This window comes from Streptantibioticus rubrisoli (genome assembly GCF_024436055.1).
In the GTDB taxonomy this organism is placed as follows: domain Bacteria; phylum Actinomycetota; class Actinomycetes; order Streptomycetales; family Streptomycetaceae; genus Streptantibioticus_A; species Streptantibioticus_A rubrisoli.
Map to the genome: position 1 here is coordinate 79441 of NZ_JANFNH010000012.1, position 17568 is coordinate 97008.

General features: G+C 70.1%; 14 protein-coding genes. 3 read left to right on the forward strand and 11 right to left on the reverse strand.

What is annotated here, in order from left to right; translation table 11 throughout:
• Positions 1-808 precede the first annotated feature (808 nt).
• From NON19_RS14275 to NON19_RS14300, 6 genes are all read right to left on the reverse strand, one after another.
• Complete coding sequence (locus NON19_RS14275; protein WP_255927980.1) at positions 809-973, reverse strand: hypothetical protein; 165 nt, start codon at positions 971-973, stop codon at positions 809-811.
• A 201-nt stretch (positions 974-1174) separates the two neighbouring features.
• A complete protein-coding gene (locus tag NON19_RS14280; RefSeq protein ID WP_255927982.1) occupies positions 1175-2716 on the reverse strand; it encodes an AMP-binding protein in 1542 nt (513 codons plus the stop codon).
• 104 nt (positions 2717-2820) lie between these two features.
• Positions 2821-4164, reverse strand: a complete 1344-nt coding sequence (locus NON19_RS14285) for a GH1 family beta-glucosidase (protein WP_255927984.1) — start codon at positions 4162-4164, stop codon at positions 2821-2823.
• Positions 4165-4219: 55 nt separating this feature from the next.
• Complete coding sequence (locus tag NON19_RS14290) at positions 4220-4999, reverse strand: COG4705 family protein (protein ID WP_255927986.1); 780 nt, start codon at positions 4997-4999, stop codon at positions 4220-4222.
• Between the two features lie 81 nt (positions 5000-5080).
• A complete protein-coding gene (locus NON19_RS14295; RefSeq protein WP_255927988.1) occupies positions 5081-6688 on the reverse strand; it encodes an AMP-binding protein in 1608 nt (535 codons plus the stop codon).
• 71 nt (positions 6689-6759) lie between these two features.
• A complete protein-coding gene (locus NON19_RS14300; RefSeq protein WP_255927990.1) occupies positions 6760-7386 on the reverse strand; it encodes a TetR/AcrR family transcriptional regulator in 627 nt (208 codons plus the stop codon).
• 119 nt (positions 7387-7505) lie between these two features.
• Between NON19_RS14300 and NON19_RS14305 the strand changes: the two genes are divergently transcribed.
• The 3 genes from NON19_RS14305 to NON19_RS14315 are packed head-to-tail and all read left to right on the forward strand — an operon-like array spanning position 7506 to position 10725.
• Positions 7506-8627: an FAD-dependent oxidoreductase gene (locus NON19_RS14305; RefSeq protein ID WP_255927992.1), complete on the forward strand. Its 1122-nt coding sequence runs from the start codon at positions 7506-7508 to the stop codon at positions 8625-8627.
• Positions 8628-8666: 39 nt separating this feature from the next.
• Entirely contained in the window at positions 8667-9374 is a 708-nt protein-coding gene (locus NON19_RS14310; RefSeq protein ID WP_255927994.1) for a response regulator transcription factor, read from the forward strand.
• Entirely contained in the window at positions 9367-10725 is a 1359-nt protein-coding gene (locus NON19_RS14315) for a sensor histidine kinase (RefSeq protein ID WP_255927996.1), read from the forward strand. Before NON19_RS14310 ends, NON19_RS14315 begins: the two co-directional genes overlap by 8 nt.
• On the opposite strand, the gene NON19_RS14320 is transcribed toward NON19_RS14315, so the two are convergent.
• From NON19_RS14320 to NON19_RS14340, 5 genes are all read right to left on the reverse strand, one after another.
• The gene (locus NON19_RS14320; RefSeq protein ID WP_255927998.1) at positions 10710-11843 is read right to left on the reverse strand and encodes an XdhC family protein; all 1134 of its coding nucleotides are present in this window, start codon (positions 11841-11843) and stop codon (positions 10710-10712) included. The two genes, NON19_RS14315 and NON19_RS14320, sit on opposite strands and share 16 nt — an antisense overlap.
• A 13-nt stretch (positions 11844-11856) precedes the next feature.
• Complete coding sequence (locus tag NON19_RS14325; RefSeq protein WP_255927999.1) at positions 11857-13317, reverse strand: NCS2 family permease; 1461 nt, start codon at positions 13315-13317, stop codon at positions 11857-11859.
• A gap of 203 nt (positions 13318-13520) precedes the next feature.
• On the reverse strand, positions 13521-15917 hold the full coding sequence (gene pucD, locus NON19_RS14330; protein WP_255928000.1) for a xanthine dehydrogenase subunit D: 2397 nt from the start codon (positions 15915-15917) through the stop codon (positions 13521-13523).
• 2 nt (positions 15918-15919) lie between these two features.
• Positions 15920-16486 carry a (2Fe-2S)-binding protein gene (locus NON19_RS14335; RefSeq protein ID WP_255928001.1) on the reverse strand — a complete coding sequence of 189 codons (567 nt, stop codon included), beginning with the start codon at positions 16484-16486 and terminating at the stop codon, positions 15920-15922.
• Positions 16477-17364 carry an FAD binding domain-containing protein gene (locus NON19_RS14340; protein WP_255928002.1) on the reverse strand — a complete coding sequence of 296 codons (888 nt, stop codon included), beginning with the start codon at positions 17362-17364 and terminating at the stop codon, positions 16477-16479. The genes NON19_RS14335 and NON19_RS14340 overlap by 10 nt, the downstream gene beginning before the upstream one ends.
• Positions 17365-17568: the final 204 nt, after the last annotated feature.

A 17568-nucleotide genomic window follows, 5' to 3' on the forward strand; every position in this document is an offset into this window, starting at 1 on the left:
TGCACCCAGGTCTTGGTGCAGTTGTCCGTCGAGGTGAGGAGCCCAGTTACGGGGAGGGCGCAGTCCGTCTGCAAGATCCCACGCTCCGTGTACGCGTCGACGACGACGTGGGTCACGGCGACACCAGGGGCAGCGGGTACAAGGGTGTAAACGGCCACAGAGACGCCGTAAGCACACGGCCCCTGGACCGGGATCCATGGGGTAGTAGTGGGAGGTGTTCCCGGGGTGGTCTCTTGGAGGTAGACTTGGCCGTCGACTGAAATCGCGCGGAAAAACGTTCCGGGCGCAGGGTTCACAGAGACTGAGTCCGTCGCTGCGACGCTGATGGTATGCCCCGCTCCCCGACCGCAGTTGCGCTGCTTGGGAGTGGCCGCGCCCGCGGCCGGGGCAAGGAGCGCGCTGCAGAGGACGGCTCCGGTGACCGCCGCCAGCCCTCTAACGGCCCATGCGCGGCTTGATTTACGGCCGTTGCGGCCGCGTGGTTGCAAGTACTGGGACTGCATCTTTGTCCTCCCGGGAGTGCCGGATCTGCCGACGATGCCGTATCGGGCGGCATCGCTGTCGACCTGAAATTGCCACGGGCACCGCGGGTTGCATCGACATCAGTCCTCCTGTCATTCATTCAGATCAGGAACCTCCTCCGAATGGCTTCACAGCCAACTCACGGCCTGTCATACGACATCCGCCATCGTTCGCGACCCCAGGGAAGGTTCACTCACAGCTTCGTGAAAGAAGGAACGGGAACAGTGGAATAGGGGAACATCCCTGTGTCACGGACCCGTGACACCCGAACTGCCGGGCGGGTACGTCAGGCGGCGGTGACTCCCTCTGCGGTCCCCTCGAACCGCGCCCGCATGATGTCCCAGATCAGCGCCTGAAGCTCCTGCGCCGCCCTCAGCACCGCTTGCGGATCCTTGGCGATCGCACGCGCCGACCGCTCGGTCAGCAATCCAGCGGACAAGGCCGCGGCCATCCTCCGCCCGTTCTCCTCCGAGATCCTTTGAAAATCGATCACACGATGATCGTCAAAGCGTCCGACATAAAATATTTCTTTCTCGCTGACGCCGCCCCCGCGGCGACAGGGCCCTGCGCTGACACTTCAGGTGGGCCATGCCGTTCTCGACGCTAGTGCATCGTGAGGGATCCGAAACCCAATGGCGCGCGGGGTCGGCGCTCAGTGGACTCCCCGTTCCAACCCCGTCCAATACGGCTCACGGAGCTTGAACTTCTGGATCTTGCCGGTGGCCGTACGTGGGATGGAATCGCGGAACTCCACGCTCGTTGGCGCCTTGTACCCGGCCATCCGCTGCTTGCAGTGGGCGACGATGTCGGCCTCGGTCGCCACCGCCCCCTCGGCCAGGACCACCAAGGCCTTGATCGTCTCGCCCCACTTCTCGTCCGGAACGCCGATGACCGCGACCTCGGCGACCGCCGGGTGGCTGAAGATCGTGTCCTCCACCTCGATCGACGACACGTTCTCACCACCCGTGATGATCACGTCCTTCTTCCGGTCGGAGATGGTCAGATGGCCGTCGGACTCGTCGATGGTGCCGCCGTCACCCGTGTGGAACCAGCCGCCCTCCAGCGCCTCAGCGGTCTCCTCCGGCTTGTCCCAGTAACCGGCGAGCACCGTGTTCGACCGGGCCAGAACCTCGCCGGAGTCCGCGACCTTGAGCTTGACGCCGAGCGCGGGCAGCCCCGCACGCGACAGCTTCCGCGCCCTGTCCTCCGCGGGCAGATGAGCATCGGCTGGACGGGAGCGGTTGAAGGTCAGCAGCGGAGACGTCTCCGTCAGACCGTAGATCTGGGTGAACTCCCAGCCGAGTTCCTCGCCCACCCGCTGGATCGTCCTGCTCGGCGGCGGGGCACCGGCGCACACGATCCGCACCCGGTCACGGCCCGGGATCTCCCCCTCCCAGGCAGCCGCCGCATCCAGCACCGCGTTCCACACCGCGGGCGCGCCGCACATCAGCGTGACCCCGTGCTCCTCGACGCGGCGCAGGATCTCCGTGCCGTCGACCTTGCGCAGCACCACCTGCTTCACGCCGAGCCCGGCCATCAGATACGGCATGCCCCAGCCGTTGCAGTGGAACATCGGCAGCGTGTGCATGTAGACATCGCGCTCCCAGGCGCGGGTGTGCAGTCCGAAGGTCATGCCGTTGACCCAGATGTTGCGGTGCGTCAACTGCACTCCCTTGGGCCTGGCTGTGGTTCCCGAGGTGTAGTTGATCGTCGCGGTGGCGTCCTCGTCCGGATTCGCCCACGGTCGCGGCTCGATGCCGAAGCGCATCAGCTCGTTCTCGGTCGGCTCACCGAGGACGAAGCGGTGGCGCGCCTTGACACCGGACAACACCTCATCCAGCTCCGGGTCGACGAGCAGCACCGAGGCTCCACTCTGCCGCACCACGTACTCGACCTCGTCCGGCTTGAGGCGGAAGTTGACCGGCACGCAGATCCGGCCGCTCATCGGCACCGCGAACAGCAGCTCAAGCAGCCGCGCGGAGTTGTGGCTGACCACCGCCACCCGCTCCCCCTCGCCCACGCCGAGCGCGTCGAATCCCGCCTGCCAGGCCCGCACCCGCTCCGCGAACCGCCCGTACGAGGAGTCCGGCACCGGCCCGGCGGGCTGGACCGGCTCGTCAACCACAGCCAGGCTGGAGGAGAACCCCAGCTCTGCCCGGTCGAGGAAGTCCGCGATGGTCATCGGTACCCGCATTGCTCTCCCCTGTCGGTGGTGATCAGGAACAACATCGAAGGAATACCAACAGCCGCCATCCTCCAAGCGGCCGAACTCGATTGAAAAGAAAAGCACCTGGTGGATCACATGGCGGCATCCGGTCGCGCCGCGTGGTGGCGGGCGATCAGGTCCCGGTACCAGGTGTAGGAGGCTCTGGGGGTGCGGGTCTGGGTGGTGTGGTCGAGGTGGACCAGGCCGAAGCGCTGCGTGTAGCCCTCGGCCCACTCGAAGTTGTCGACCAGCGTCCAGACGAAGTAGCCGCCCACGTCGGCGCCTTCGGCGACCGCGTCGGCGACGGCCCGGATGTGCCCGTCGAGGAAGGCGATCCGCTCGGGGTCCTCGATGCCGGGGTACGAGCAGCCGTTCTCGGTGATGGTGATGGGCGGCAGCGCGTCTGCGTACCGGCGGCCCAGGCGCAGCAGCAGTTCCCGCAGGCCCTCGGGGACGACCGGCCAGCCGAACGCGGTTCGCGGCACGCCCTCCATCGGGGCCAGGTCGAACGGCAGGCCGCCCGGGTCGGCCGGGGCGCGTACCCGGGTGGGGTTGTAGTAGTTGACGCCCAGGCCGTCAACGCTGCCGCGGATGAGTGCCAGGTCGCCGTCGAGGACCGCGCCGCCGATGTGCTCGGCGACGCCGAAGGCGGACAGGTCCGGGTAACTCCCGGTCAACGGCGGGTCGTTGAACAGGCGGTTGTGCAGGGCGTCGTACGCCTCGGCCGCGGCGCGGTCGGCTTCGGTGCCGCTCGCGGGGTCGACGGGGGTGCAGTTGTTGGCGATCAGCACTCGGGCGCCGCGCTCCCGAAGTTGCCGGGCGGCCAGTGCGTGGCCGAGCAGTTGGTGGTGTGCGGTGGGCAGCGCGTCGAGCAGCAGGGTGCGGCCGGGGGCGTGCTGGCCGAGCGCGTAGCCGAACACGGTGTGCACGAACGGCTCGTTGAGCGTGATCCACTCGGGCACCCGGTCGCCGAGCCGGTCGGCGGTGCGCGCCGCGTACTCGGCGAAGCGGAACGCCGTGTCGCGGGAGAGCCAGCCGCCGTCGTCCTCCAGGGCCTGCGGCAGGTCCCAGTGGAACAGCGTGGGTAGCGGGGTGATGCCGTGGGTGAGCAGCTCGTCGGTCAGCCGGTCGTAATACGCCAGCCCGCGCTCGCCCACCGGGCCGCGCCCGGTGGGCTGGACGCGTGGCCAGGCGATGGAGAACCGGTAGGCGTCCACGCCGAGTTCGCGCAGCAGCGCGATGTCCTCGGGCCAGCGGTGGTAGCTGTCACAGGCGGTACGGGCGTGGTGGCCGTCCTTGATGGCGCCGGGCCGGGCGGCGAAGGTGTCCCAGACGCTGGGCCCTCGGCCGTCCTCCTCGGTGGCGCCCTCGATCTGGTAGGCGGCGGTGGACACACCCCAGCGGAACGTCGGCGGCAGTGCGGGGATCTGCGGCATGGGATGCATTGTGGGGGCAAGTCGCCCCGCGACTACAGGGGCTTGCCCCCGGAAACTACGCCACGTCCTTGCGGCTGATCGCCAGGTAGCCGACGAACAGCGCGATCACCGCGGCCAGGCCCAGGCTCACCGGGCCGGTGCCCCAGCCAAGGCCGCCGCGGCTGGCGGGGACGCCCAGCCAGTCGGCGAACGAGGCGCCCAGCGGGCGGGTCAGGATGTAGGCGAACCAGAAGGCGAAGATCTCGTTGAGCCGCAGCTTCCAGTAGGCCAGCGCCGGAACGGCGATCAGTACCGCGAACAACACGCCTGAGGAGAAGTAGCCCAGTTTCATGGTGCCCGCGGTCATGTCGCCCGCGGCGGTGCCCAGCGCGAACGTGGCCATGACCGTGGCCCAGTAGAAGACCTCACGGCGACGGGTGTGGATGCTGTGGATGGACAGCGTCTTCTCGCTGCGGTACCAGACGGCGAAGATCGCGGCCAGCACCAGCGCGTAGAACGTGGTCGAAACGACGTACGGGATGCCCAGGACCACGTGCAGCACGTCGGCGGCCATGGTGCCGAACACGCTGACCATGGTGACCGCCAGCCAGTAGACCCAGGAGACGTAGCGGCGCGCGGAGAACTGCAGCGCGAGCGCGACGACCAGGCCGAGGCCCCCGATACCGACCGCGATCACCGGGTTGAGTGACTTGGTCAGGAAGTCCGAGGTGGTCTCGCCCATGCCGGTGGTCAGCACCTTGATGACCCAGAAGTAGACGGTGACTTCCGGGACCTTGCTCAACGCGTGCCGCGCGGGGGCCAGTGGCTGGTCCAGCCTGAGCTGCTCTGTCGTCATGGCGGCACAGGATGGCACACGTTCCCATGAGTCCCCTCTGCACCCCCTCAACCACGCGGTGCCATCGACGTCACACCGGTATCACCCGGCGAAGTTCGCCCGTAGTTCCACTTTTCGCACCTTGCCGCTCACCGTCATCGGGAAGCTGTCCACGATCCGCAGATGGCGCGGGACCTTGAAGTGCGCCAGGCGGCCCTGGCAGAAGGCGGTGATCTCCTCCAGGGTGGGCGCGTCGGTCATCTCGCGCGGGATGACGCAGGCCAGGATCTCCTCGCCGTACCGCTCGTCGGGGACGCCGACCACCTGAACGTCGGCGATCTTGGGGTGGGTGTAGAGGAACTCCTCGATCTCCCGTGGATAGACGTTCTCGCCGCCGCGGATGATCATGTCCTTGATGCGGCCGACGATCGCCAGGTAGCCGTCCTCGCGCATCACCGCCAGGTCCCCGGTGTGCATCCAGCGGGCGGAGTCGATCACCTCGGCGGTGCGCTGCGGTTCCTGCCAGTAGCCGAGCATCACCGAGTAGCCGCGGGTGCACAGCTCGCCCGGTTCGCCGCGCGGCACGGTCCGGCCGGTCACCGGGTCGACCACCTTGACCTCCAGGTGCGGCAGTACCCGGCCCACCGTCTCGGTGCGGCGCTCCAGGTCGTCGTCGGTACGGGTCTGAGTGGAGACCGGTGAGGTCTCCGTCATCCCGTAGCAGATGGCCACCTGCGCCATGTGCATCTCGGCGACCACCCGTTTCATCACCTCCACCGGGCACGGCGATCCGGCCATGATCCCGGTGCGCAGCGACGACAGGTCGTACGAGGTGAACTCCGGCAGGCTCAGCTCCGCGATGAACATCGTCGGCACCCCGTACAGCGAGGTGCAGCGCTCCGCCGCCACCGCCCGCAGCGTGGCCGCCGGGTCGAACGTCGGCGCCGGGATGACCATGCAGGCGCCATGGCTGGTGGCCGCCAGATTGCCCATGACCATGCCGAAACAGTGGTAGAAGGGCACTGGTAGACAGATCCGGTCCAGCTCCGTGTAACCCACCAACTCGCCCACGAAGTAACCGTTGTTGAGGATGTTGTGGTGGGAGAGCGTGGCCCCCTTGGGGAATCCCGTGGTGCCCGAGGTGTACTGGATGTTGACCGGGTCGTCGAAGCTCAAACCGGCCTGGACGACGGCCGGTTGGTCCGCCGGTACGGTCTCGGCGGCGGCGGTCAGTTCGTCCCAGCTGGGATCGCCGATGTGGACCACGTCCCGCAGGGCGGGGCAGTCGCCCCGGGTCTGCTGGACCATCGTGCGGTAGTCGCTGCTCTTGTAGGCGGTCGAGGCGATCAGCAGTCGCACCCCGGACTGGTTCAGCGCGTACGTCAACTCGTGCGCTCGGTAGGCCGGGTTGATGTTCACCATGATCGCGCCGATCCGCGCGGTGGCGTACTGGACCAGCACCCACTCCGGGCAGTTGACCGCCCAGATGCCGACCCGGTCGCCCTTGGCCACGCCCTTCGCCAGCAGGCCCCGGGCCACCGTGTCGACCGCCTGCCCGAACTGCCGGTAGGTCCAACGGCGTCCGCTCGCCATGTCGACCAGCGCCTCACGGTCCGGGAAGGCGGCGATCGCGCGGTCCAGGTTGGCGCCGATCGTGTCACCGAGCAGCGGCGTCGCCCCGGCGCCGCTGCTGTACGAGAGTGTGGTCATCCGTCGCCCTCCCTCGGTGCCCGATCGCGCGCCGGACCGCCACGGAGCCCACTACCCCGCCGCTGGCACCGCTATCCGCCGAGCCCCAGCGTCTCCCGTACCGCGGGGGCGAGGGTCTCCACGATCTCGTCCGGGGTGAGCTCGGTGACGGCTGGCAGGCGCAGCAGATGGCGGGTCAGGGCCAGGCCCAGGAGTTGGGAGGCGACCAGTCCGGCCCGGCGGCTGGCCGCCTCAGGGCCGATGACGGCAGCCAGCGCTGGGGCGACCTGCTCGGAGAACAGCCTGCGGGTGCGTTGCGCCGCGCGGTCGTTGGTGACCGCGGAGCGCAGCACCATCAGCAGGGCGTCGTCGCTGGGATCGCTCTCCCAGCGGTCGAGGAAGTGCCGCACCAGCGTGGTCGGTACCTCGCCGGGAGCCATGGCGGTCAGGTCGGGGAGCCGCAGGTCGACGGTGAGCGCGGCGTCGAAGAGTTGCTCCTTGGTGCCGAAGTAGCGGATCACCATCGACGGGTCGATCTCCGCGTCGGCGGCGACCGCGCGGATGGTGGTGCGCTCGTAACCCTGCGCGGCGAAGCGCTGGCGCGCGGCGCGCAGGATCGCCGCGCGGGTGCGGTCGGAGCGCTTCTCGGTGCTGGGTTCCGCGGTGGCCGGTTCAGCGGTGTCGGGTTCCGCGGTGGCCGGTTCATGGGGGTCGGACATGCACCCAAGGTATGCCAACAGTTGTTGGCCCACAAGCGTTGACATGACTCATCGATCGGCGCACGATGTCAACAGACGTTGGCCAACAACCGTTGGCACACTGTTGAAGGGGGTTTCCCATGAACGCCGCGGCACTTCCCGCCCGTACCGAGGTCGCCATCGTCGGCGCCGGGCCGACCGGGCTCACCCTCGCCATCACCCTGGCCCGCGCCGGGATCGACTTCGTCCTGCTCGACCGGCGGGAGCAGGCCGCGCACACCTCGCGCGCCGGTGTCGTACACGCCCGCACCCTGGAGGTGCTGGACGAACTGGGCACCGCCCCGGAACTGCTCGCCCGTGGCCGCCGGGCCGACCAGATCACCGTGCGCGACGGCGCACGGCAGGTGCTGCGGGTGCCGTTCGACGGTCTGCCCACCCGTTTCCCGTTCGCCCTGGTGGTCCCGCAGTACGAGACGGAGGACGTGCTCGCCTCCCGGCTGCGGCAGCTCGGCGGTGCGGTCCACCGGCCCTACGAGGTCACCGCCGTCGCCCAGGACGCCGAGGGCGCCACGCTGACCATGGCGTCCGGTGAGACCCTGCGCGCGGCCTACGTCGTAGGCGCTGACGGCATGCACAGCGTGGTGCGCGAGGCGGCCGGTATCGGTTTCGAGGGCGGCTCCTACCGCGAGTCGTTCGTGCTGGCCGACGTGACGCTGGAGCAGGACCGGCCGGACGAGGGGCTGGCGCTGCGGTTCGGTGCGGCCGGTGTCTTCTTCGTCGCACCGTTCCCCGGCGGGCACTACCGGGTGATCGCCACCGTTGACGACGCGCCCGACAAGCCGGAACTGGGCTACGTCCAGGGCCTGTTGGACGCGCACGACCCGTACCGGGGGAAGATCAGGGAGCTGGTCTGGTCTTCGCGGTTCCGCATCCATCACCGGGTCGCCGAACGCTTCCGCGCCGGTCGGGTGCTGCTCGCGGGAGACGCCGCGCATGTGCACAGCCCGGTGGGCGGTCAGGGCATGAACACCGGCATCCAGGACGGGTACGCGCTCGGGCGGGCGCTCGCCGAGGGGCGGCTGGAGACGTACGAGGAGCGGCGCCGTCCGGTGGCGCGGCGGGTGGTGGCGTTCACCGACCGGATGACGCGGATCGCGACGGGGCCGCGGGTGGTGCGCCACACACTGCTGCCCTTGGTGAGCCGGGTTCCGGCCCTTCGGCAGCGCCTGGCCATGGAGCTGGCGGAACTGAACTACCGCTGAGGTCGTCCTTGAGGGCTGGAGCGAACCGCAGGAGGACCGATGCCGCAAGACAGCGCCCTGGCGCTGGTCGTCGAGGACGACGCGACCCTGGCTGAGGCCCTCACCACCGCTCTTGAGGTGCACGGCTACCGGGTGGCGACGGTCGGCGACGGCCTGCTCGGCCTGGAGCGGATCCGTACCACCGCCCCCGATGTCGTACTGCTCGACGTGATGCTGCCGGGGCTCGACGGGCTGACCGTCTGCCGCCGGGTGCGCGCCGACGGGGACCGTACGCCGATCCTGATGCTCACCGCCCGCTCGGCGGTGGCCGACCGGATCGACGGGCTGGACGCGGGCGCCGACGACTACCTGCCCAAACCGTTCGACCTCGACGAACTCATCGCCCGGGTCAGGGCGTTGCTGCGCAGGGCCCGGCCGGAGGCCACGGTCGACCTGCCGGAGGAGCTGACCTTCGGCGACCTGGTGCTCCACACCCGCACCCGCCGCGCCCGGCGCGGCGGGCGGACCATTGACTTCACCCGCACCGAAGCGGCGCTGCTTGAGCTGTTGATGACCAACGCCGGGCAGGTGCTGCCCCGGGATGTGATCACCGACCGGGTGTGGGGATATGACTTCGGCCCCTCGTCCAACTCCCTTGAGGTGTATGTGGGATATCTGCGCCGCAAGCTGGAGGAGGGGGGACAGTCACGGATCGTGCACACCGTGCGCGGTGTGGGATATCTGCTGAGCGAGCGTCGGCATGGCTGATGCCCGGCGCCGGGAGCGACACCCTCCGCTGCGGCTGAGGTTGGCGGTGGCCACCGCGCTGGCCGTGGCGGCGGTCGCGGCGGGGGTCTGCTGGGCCGCCTACATCGCCGCGGGCCAGCAGCTCGGCCGGGAGCTGAACCTCAGCCTGATCCGTGAGTCGAACCGGGTGGTCCCGCAGATACGGGCAGGGGCCGCGCCGCCGGGTGGCGAGTGCGCCTGGCTCGGTTCGCCGGACTGCGTCCAGGTGATCCGCTCCGACGGCACGGTCACGCCCGCGCCCGCGTCCGATCCGTACGTACCGCCGGTGGTGCCCGGCGCGGTGGCGGTGGCGAAGGGGCAGCGGGGTGCGTACTTCACCGACTCGGCCTTCCACGGGCTGCCGTTCCGCAGCTATCTCACCCCCGCCGGGCCGGGGAAGGCGGTACAGGTGTCGATGCGCACCGACTCGATGCAGCGCAGCGAACGCCGGATCGCGGTGGCGCTGGTGGTGATCGGCGCGGCGGGCGCGGCGGGCGCCGCGGTGCTCGGATACGCGGTGGCGCGCACCGGGCTGCGGCCGGTGGCCCGGCTGACCAGGACGGCCGAGACCATCGCGGCGACCCGTGATCCGCGGCACCGCATCGAGGTTCCGGGGCGCGACGAGTTGTCGCGGCTGGCGGGCAGTTTCAACGTGATGCTGGGCGAGTTGGAGCAGGCGCTGGACGCCCGGCGGCAGCTCGTCGCCGACGCCTCGCACGAACTGCGCACCCCGCTCACCGGGTTGCGCACCAACATCGCGCTGCTCTCGCACGATCTGACGGCCGAGCAGCGGGAGCGGGTGAACGGTGCGTTGTCGGCGCAGATCGCCGAGATGGGCGGTCTGGTTGACGATGTGATCGAGCTTGCGCGGGGCGACGAGGCATCCTCCGGTTCGCTGGAGGACGTACGGCTGGACGAGGTGGTCCGGCACTGTGCCGTGGCGGCTCGCCGCCACTGGCCCGCGACGGCCTTCTCGGTGGAGCTTGAGCCGTGCGTGGTGCGCGGGGTCCCGGCGCGGTTGGCGCGGGCGGTCACCAATCTGCTGGGTAACGCGGCGAAGTTCTCGCCGCCGGGGGCGGTTGTCGAAGTGCGGCTCGCGGAGGGTGAGTTGACGGTGCGGGATCATGGTCCCGGGTTCGCGGACGAGGACCTTCCGTATGTCTTCGACCGGTTCTACCGGTCCCAGTCCGCTCGGGGGCTGCCCGGGTCGGGGCTTGGTCTGGCCATCGTCCAGCAGGTGGCGCAGGCTCACGGCGGCTCCGCCGAGGCGGGCAACACCCCTGATGGCGGGGCGGTGTTGACGGTGCGGTTCGCCGACTACGCCACCGAGTGAACCGTGCGGGGGACGTCGTGGTGGATGGGGGTGTGCGCGCCGGTCAGCGGGACGCCGGTGCCGCCTCTGCGGTGGGCGACGATCTCGGCGGCGATGGACAGCGCCGTCTCCTCCGGCGTGCGGGCGCCCAGGTCAAGGCCGATGGGCGAGCACAGCCGGGCCAACTCCCGTTCGCCGACGCCCGCTTCCCGCAGCCGGTCGAGCCGGTCCAGATGGGTACGGCGGGAGCCCATCGCACCGACGTAGGCGACCGGCAGCCGCAACGCCCGTTGCAGCAGCGGGATGTCGAACTTGGCGTCATGCGTCAGCACGCACACCACCGTGCGCGCGTCCAGTTCCTGGGAGTCCAGATAGCGGTGCGGCCAGTCCACCACGACCTCGTCTGCCTCCGGGAATCGGGCCTCGGTGGCGAAAACCGGGCGGGCGTCGCAGACGGTGACCCGGTAGCCCAGGAACTTCCCCATCCGCACCACCGCCGCCGCGAAGTCGATCGCCCCGAACACCAGCATCCGCGGCGGCGGAACGCTGGATTCGACCAGCAGTGTCAGCGGCTCCCCGCAACGGCTGCCGTCGGCCCCGACCTCCACCGTGGCGGTGCGCCCGGCGTCCAGCAGCGCGGCGGCCTCGGCGCTCACGGTGTGGTCCAGCTGCGGATCGCCGAAGCCGCCCTGGTACGAGCCGTCCGGCGCCACCGTCATGGTGCCGCCGAGCAGCTCGGCGGGCCCCTTGACGATCCTGGCGACCGCCGCCGCCTGACCGGTGGCGGCGGTGGCCAGCGCGGCGGCCAGCTCGGGGCTGGCCGCCGGGTCGACCCGCTGGACGAAGATGTCGATCACTCCGCCGCAGGTCAGGCCGACGGCGAAGGCGTCCTCGTCGGAGTATCCGAAGCGTTCGAGAACGGCCGGGCCGCCGTCCGTCAGTGCCTGCTGGCACAGTTCGTACACCGCTCCCTCGACACACCCGCCGGACACGCTGCCGATCACGGTGCCGTCCGCGTCCACGGCGAGCGCCGCGCCCGGCTGCCGGGGCGCGCTGCCACCGGTGGCGACCACGGTGGCGACCGCGAACGGACGCCCGCGCTCGCACCAGCCCAGCAGTTCCTCAGCGATGTCCAGCATGGTGTGTCACTCCTCAGTGGACGCCCAGCCACCCTTGGATGGGGTGAAGGGCGAAGTAGACGGTGAAGACGACCGACAGGACCCACATGAAGGCGCCTGGATCACGCCACTTGCCCTGCGCGGTCTTGATGACCGTGTACGCGATGACGCCCGCGCCGACCCCCGCGGTGATCGAGTAGGTGAACGGCATCAGCGCCACGGTCAGGAAGACCGGGATCGCCACCGAGCGGTCGCTCCAGTTCACGTGCTTGGCATTACCCATCATCATCGAACCGACCACGACCAGCGCGGCGGCGGCCACCTGACTGGGCACGATCTGGGCGAGCGGGGTGAAGAACAGCCCGGCGGCGAACAGCAGGCCGGTGACCACGCTGGACAGGCCCGTCCTGGCCCCCTCGCCCACGCCGGTCGCCGACTCGACGAACACCGTCTGCCCCGAGCCGCCGACCAGTCCGCCGACCATTCCACCCGCTCCGTCGATGAGCAACGCCTTGCTCAGCCCGGGCATCCGGCCCCTGGCGTCGGCCAGCCCGGCCTCCGTGCCGACCCCGATGATGGTCGCCATTGCGTCGAAGAAACCCGCCAGCACCAGGGTGAACACGATGATGCCGACGGTCATTCCGCCGATGTGGCCCCAGCCGCCGAACTCCGCATGGCCGAGCAGGGAGAAGTCCGGCAGTGAGACGACCTTCTTGGGCAGCTCGGGCACCGCGTAGCCCCACACCTTGGCGCCAAGGCCCGCCACCGCCTGTACGACCACCGCGATCACCGCGCCGACCACGATGCCGATGAGGATCGCGCCGGGGACCTGCCTGGCCTGCAGGGCGAAGATCAGCAGCAGGGTCACCGCGAAGATCAGCACCGGCCAGCCGGTGAGATGGCCGCCGACCCCGAGCGTGACGGGTGCGTCCGCGCTGCCGATGCCGACGAAGCCCGCGTGCACCAGGCCGATCAGCGCGATGAACATTCCGATGCCGATGGTGATCGCGTGCTTGAGCGGCAGCGGGATGGCGTTCATGATCATCTCGCGGAGTCCGGAGACCACCAGCAGCACGATCACCCCGCCGTAGATCACGCACATGCCCATCGCCTGCGGCCAGGTCATGTTGGGCACCACCTGGGTGGACATCACACCCGAGACGCTCAGCCCGGCGGCGAGGGCGAGCGGGACCTTGCCGACGAAGCCCATCACCAGGGTGGTCACCGCGGCGGCCAGCGCGGTCGCGGTGACCAGCGGGGCCTGGCCGAGCCGGTGGCCGCTGACGTCGGCCCCGGAGAGGATCAGCGGGTTGAGCAGCAGGATGTAGGCCATCGCCATGAAGGTCGTCAGACCTCCACGGACCTCTCGGGCCACGGTCGAGTTGCGGTCGGAGATATGGAAGTAGCGGTCCAGCCACGAGCGGCCGGAGGGTACGCGCGAGCTGGCGCCCGCCTCCTCGGCGACCGTCGTCGGCTCGACTTGCGACTGGGTCATGAGTCCAACTCCCAAGGTTCATAGGGGCACCCGCGCCAGGCGCGGGATTTGGGAATGTGCCTTGGCCTGCACGACCCGGGGGACGGCCCGAGACGAACGGGGTTACTGCGCCGGTCGGCGGACCGGCCGGGTTCCGGGCGGTGGCGGGAGGGACGAGAACCCGGCACCGCCCGGAGGCTTGGTTCACTTCGCGGGTCCGGGGGTCATCCCCCGGAATACTGCTGCCCGGTGAGGTGCTCCGGCCGCACCGGCACCCGGTTGAGCGCCAGGCCGGTGGCCGCGCGGATGGCGGCGACCACGGCCGGGGTGGAGGACAGGGTGGGGGCCTCGCCGATGCCGCGCAGCCCGTACGGGGCGTGCTCGTCGGCGAGTTCGAGGACGTCCACCGGAATGGTGGGGGTGTCCAAGATGGTGGGGATCAGGTAGTCGGTGAAGGACGGGTTGCGGACCTTGCCCTCCGGGGAGACCACGATCTCCTCCATCACGGCCAGGCCCAGGCCCTGGGTGGTGCCGCCCTGGATCTGGCCGACCACCGACAGCGGGTTGAGCGCCTTGCCCACGTCCTGGGCGCAGGCCAGCTCGACCACCTTGACCAGGCCGAGTTCGGTGTCCACCTCGACCACCGCGCGGTGCGCGGCGAACGAGTACTGGACGTGCCCGTTGCCCTGGCCGGTGCGCAGGTCGAACGGCTCGGTGGGGCGGTGCCGCCACTCCAACTCCAGGTCGATCGCCTCGCCTTCGAGTACGTCGGCCAGGTCGGCCAGCACCTCGCCGCCGTCGGTGACCACCTTGCCGCCCTCCAGCAGGAGTTCGGCGGTGGCCCACGCCGGGTGGTACGAGCCGAACCTGGCGCGGCCCAGCTCAAGTACCTTCTCGCGCACCGCCTCGCAGGTGTGCTTGACCGCGCCGCCGGTGACGTAGGTCTGGCGGGACGCCGAGGTGGAACCGGCCGAGCCGACCTGGGTGTCGGCCGGGTGGATGGTCACCTGGGTGACGCCGAGTTCGGTGCGGGCGATCTGGGCGTGCACCGTGACGCCGCCCTGCCCGACCTCGGCCATGGCGGTGTGCACGACGGCCACCGGCTCGCCGCCCACCACCTCCAGGCGCACCCGGGCGGTGGAGTAGTCGTCGAAGCCCTCGGAGAAGCCGACGTTCTTGATGCCGACCGCGTAGCCGACACCGCGCACCACGCCTTCGCCGTGCGTGGTGTTGGACAGTCCGCCGGGCAGCGCCCGTACGTCGGCGGACTGGCCCGCGGTCTCCCATTGCTTCTGCGGCGGCAGCGGCATCGCCTTGACCCTGCGCAGCAGTTCGGCGACCGGGGCCGGGGAGTCCACCACCTGTCCTGTCGGCATCACGGTGCCCTGTGACATCGCGTTGAGCTGGCGGAACTCCACCGGATCCATGCCGAGTCCGGCGGCCAGCTTGTCCATCTGCGCCTCGTAGGCGAAGCACGCCTGGACCGCGCCGAAACCGCGCATCGCGCCGCAGGGCGGGTTGTTGGTGTAGAGCGCGATGGCCTCGATCTCGACGTTGTCGACGACGTAGGGGCCGACGGACAGCGACGAGGCATTGCCGACGACCGCCGGGGAGGCCGAGGCGTAGGCTCCGCCGTCCAGCACGATCCGGCACTTCATGTGGGTGAGCTTGCCGTCGCGAGTGGCGCCGTGCTCATACCAGAGCTTGGCCGGGTGCCGGTGGACATGGCCGAAGAAGGACTCGAAACGGTTGTAGACGATCTTGACGGGCTTGCCGGTGCGCAGCGCCAGCAGACAGGCGTGGATCTGCATCGACAGGTCTTCGCGGCCGCCGAAGGCGCCGCCGACGCCGGAGAGCGTCATCCGTACCTTCTCCGGCGGCAGGCCCAGGACCGGGGCGATCTGGCGCAGGTCGGAGTGGAGCCACTGGGTGGCGATGTACAGGTCGACCCCGCCGTCCTCGCCGGGCACCGCGAGACCCGACTCCGGGCCGAGGAAGGCCTGGTCCTGCATGCCGACCTCGTACTCACCTGAGACGATCACATCGGCCCTGGCCCGGGCGGCGGCCACGTCGCCGCGGTGGATCGGCTGGCGGTGCACGATGTTGGGGTGCGGGACGTGCCCGGCGTGGTGGTCGGTGCGGCCGGGGTGCAGCAGCGGTGCGTCCTCGGCGATGGCGGTCGCCTCGTCGTGGACGACGGGCAGCGGGACGTACTCCACCTTGATCTTGGCGGCGGCGCGGCGGGCGGTCTCCGGGTGGTCGGCGGCGACCAGCGCCACCGGCTCGCCGTGGTGCCGTACCCGGCCGTGCGCCAGCACCGGGGTGTCCTGGATCTCCAGGCCGTAGTTCTTCACCTCGGTGGGCAGGTCGTCGTAGGTCAGCACGGCGTAGACCCCGGCCTGGGCAAGCGCCTGCGAGGTGTCGATCGACTTGATCTCGGCGTGTGCGTGCGGGCTGCGCAGCGTGAAGCCCCACAGCATGTCCTCGTGCCACATGTCGGAGGAGTACGCGAACTCGCCGGTCACCTTCAGGGTGCCGTCCGGGCGCAGCGTGGACTCGCCGATGCCGCCCTTGGCCTTGCTGCCCTGGGTGATGTTGCTGGGAGTGCGGGTCGCGCCCATGGTCAGACCGCCTCTTCGCTCCGGGCCGCCGCGAGGCGGACCGCGTCCAGGATCTTCTCGTAGCCGGTGCAGCGGCACAGGTTGCCGGACAGGGCCTCGCGGATGTCCTCGTCGGACGGGGAGGAGTTGCGCTCCAGCAGTTCGTCGGCGGCGACCAGCAGACCCGGGGTGCAAAAGCCGCACTGCACGGCGCCCGCGTCGATGAACGCCCGCTGGATCGGCGAGAGTTGAGCGTTCTCGCCCGGCTTGGACCGCCAGCGCTTTGCGTCGTCCAGCGAGATGCCGTGTCCTTCGGCGGCGCAGCCGCCATGGTCGCGCTGCCGGGCGAAGTCGGCGAGCCCCTCGACGGTGACCACCTCGCGGTCCTGCGCTTGGCCCGCGGCCACCAGACAGGCGCACACCGGCACCCCGTCCAGCCGGACCGTGCACGAGCCGCACTCGCCCTGCTCGCAGGCGTTCTTGGAGCCCGGCAGACCCATGCGCTCGCGGAGCACGTACAGCAGGCTCTCGCCCTCCCAGACGTCGTCGGCCTGCTGCTTGCGGCCGTTGACGGTGAACGTCAGGCGCATCGCGCGCTCCTCTCGTTTCCGCGGTACTCCTCCCAGGCCCAGCCCAGGGTGCGCCGTGCCATCACGCCCAGCGCGTGGCGGCGGTACGCGGCTGAACCGCGCACGTCGTCAATGGGATTGGCGGCGCCGGACACCAGCTCCGCGAACTGGCGGGCCACCGCGGGCGGGATGATCTGGCCGCTGTCCCACAACCCGGCCTCCGCCAGCGCCGAGTTGAGGAACTCCTCGGCCGCCGTAGCCCGGATCGGGGTGGGCGCGGCCGAACCGATGCCGGTCCTGACCGTGCGGGTCCCGGGGTGCAGGGCGATGCCGAAGGCGCACACCGCGATCACCATCGCGTTGCGGGTGCCGACCTTGGAGAACTGCTGCGGTCCGTCGGCCTTCTTGATGTGCACCGCGCGGATCAGCTCGTCCGGCTCCAGGCAGTTGCGCTTGACACCGGTGTAGAACTCCTCCACCGGAATCATCCGGGTGCCGCGCACCGAGACCGCCTCCACCTCGGCACCGGCCGCGAGCAGCGCCGGATGCGAGTCCCCGGCCGGGGAGGCGGCGCCGAGGTTGCCCCCGACGCTGCCGCGGTTGCGGATCTGCGGCGAGCCGACGGTGTGCGCGGCCAGCGCCAGACCGGGCAGCTCCGCGCGCAGGCTCTCGATGATCCGGGTGTACGGAACGCAGGCGCCGAGCCGTACGGTCTCCTCGCCCACCTCCCATTCCCGCAGCTCACCGATGCGGTTCAGGTCGAGCAGGGCGTCGGGTCGGCGATGGTCGAAGTTGATCTCGACCATCACGTCGGTGCCGCCCGCGATCGGCACAGCGGTGGGGTGCTCGGCCTTCGCGGCGAGCGCCTCCTCCCAGCTGGCGGGGCGCAGGAAGTCCATGGGGTCTCTTCTCGGATGTCGAAGGGGCCGGGTGGTGCACGGTCGCGAGGGGCTTGTTCATGTGGCGTTCACGTGATGTGGCCCAGTACACAAAGAACCGGCCGGTCGGGTGCAGTCACCGAAAACATGAAGCACTTGGCTGGCCGGACACTGGACCTTGTAGATTCCTCTGAAAGGCGGGGTCGCACCACCTCGCCGGATTAC

Bases quoted from the DNA above. Each gene is read 5' to 3' on its own strand.
- NON19_RS14275 (WP_255927980.1), bottom strand. From the start codon at position 973: ATGGCCGCGGCCTTGTCCGCTGGATTGCTGACCGAGCGGTCGGCGCGT.
- NON19_RS14305 (WP_255927992.1), top strand. From the start codon at position 7,506: ATGAACGCCGCGGCACTTCCCGCCCGTACCGAGGTCGCCATCGTCGGC.
- NON19_RS14310 (WP_255927994.1), top strand. From the start codon at position 8,667: ATGCCGCAAGACAGCGCCCTGGCGCTGGTCGTCGAGGACGACGCGACC.
- NON19_RS14295 (WP_255927988.1), bottom strand. From the start codon at position 6,688: ATGACCACACTCTCGTACAGCAGCGGCGCCGGGGCGACGCCGCTGCTC.
- NON19_RS14325 (WP_255927999.1), bottom strand. From the start codon at position 13,317: ATGACCCAGTCGCAAGTCGAGCCGACGACGGTCGCCGAGGAGGCGGGC.
- NON19_RS14300 (WP_255927990.1), bottom strand. From the start codon at position 7,386: ATGTCCGACCCCCATGAACCGGCCACCGCGGAACCCGACACCGCTGAA.
- NON19_RS14280 (WP_255927982.1), bottom strand. From the start codon at position 2,716: ATGCGGGTACCGATGACCATCGCGGACTTCCTCGACCGGGCAGAGCTG.
- NON19_RS14285 (WP_255927984.1), bottom strand. From the start codon at position 4,164: ATGCCGCAGATCCCCGCACTGCCGCCGACGTTCCGCTGGGGTGTGTCC.
- pucD (WP_255928000.1), bottom strand. From the start codon at position 15,917: ATGGGCGCGACCCGCACTCCCAGCAACATCACCCAGGGCAGCAAGGCC.
- NON19_RS14290 (WP_255927986.1), bottom strand. From the start codon at position 4,999: ATGACGACAGAGCAGCTCAGGCTGGACCAGCCACTGGCCCCCGCGCGG.
- NON19_RS14320 (WP_255927998.1), bottom strand. From the start codon at position 11,843: ATGCTGGACATCGCTGAGGAACTGCTGGGCTGGTGCGAGCGCGGGCGT.
- NON19_RS14315 (WP_255927996.1), top strand. From the start codon at position 9,367: ATGGCTGATGCCCGGCGCCGGGAGCGACACCCTCCGCTGCGGCTGAGG.
- NON19_RS14340 (WP_255928002.1), bottom strand. From the start codon at position 17,364: ATGGACTTCCTGCGCCCCGCCAGCTGGGAGGAGGCGCTCGCCGCGAAG.
- NON19_RS14335 (WP_255928001.1), bottom strand. From the start codon at position 16,486: ATGCGCCTGACGTTCACCGTCAACGGCCGCAAGCAGCAGGCCGACGAC.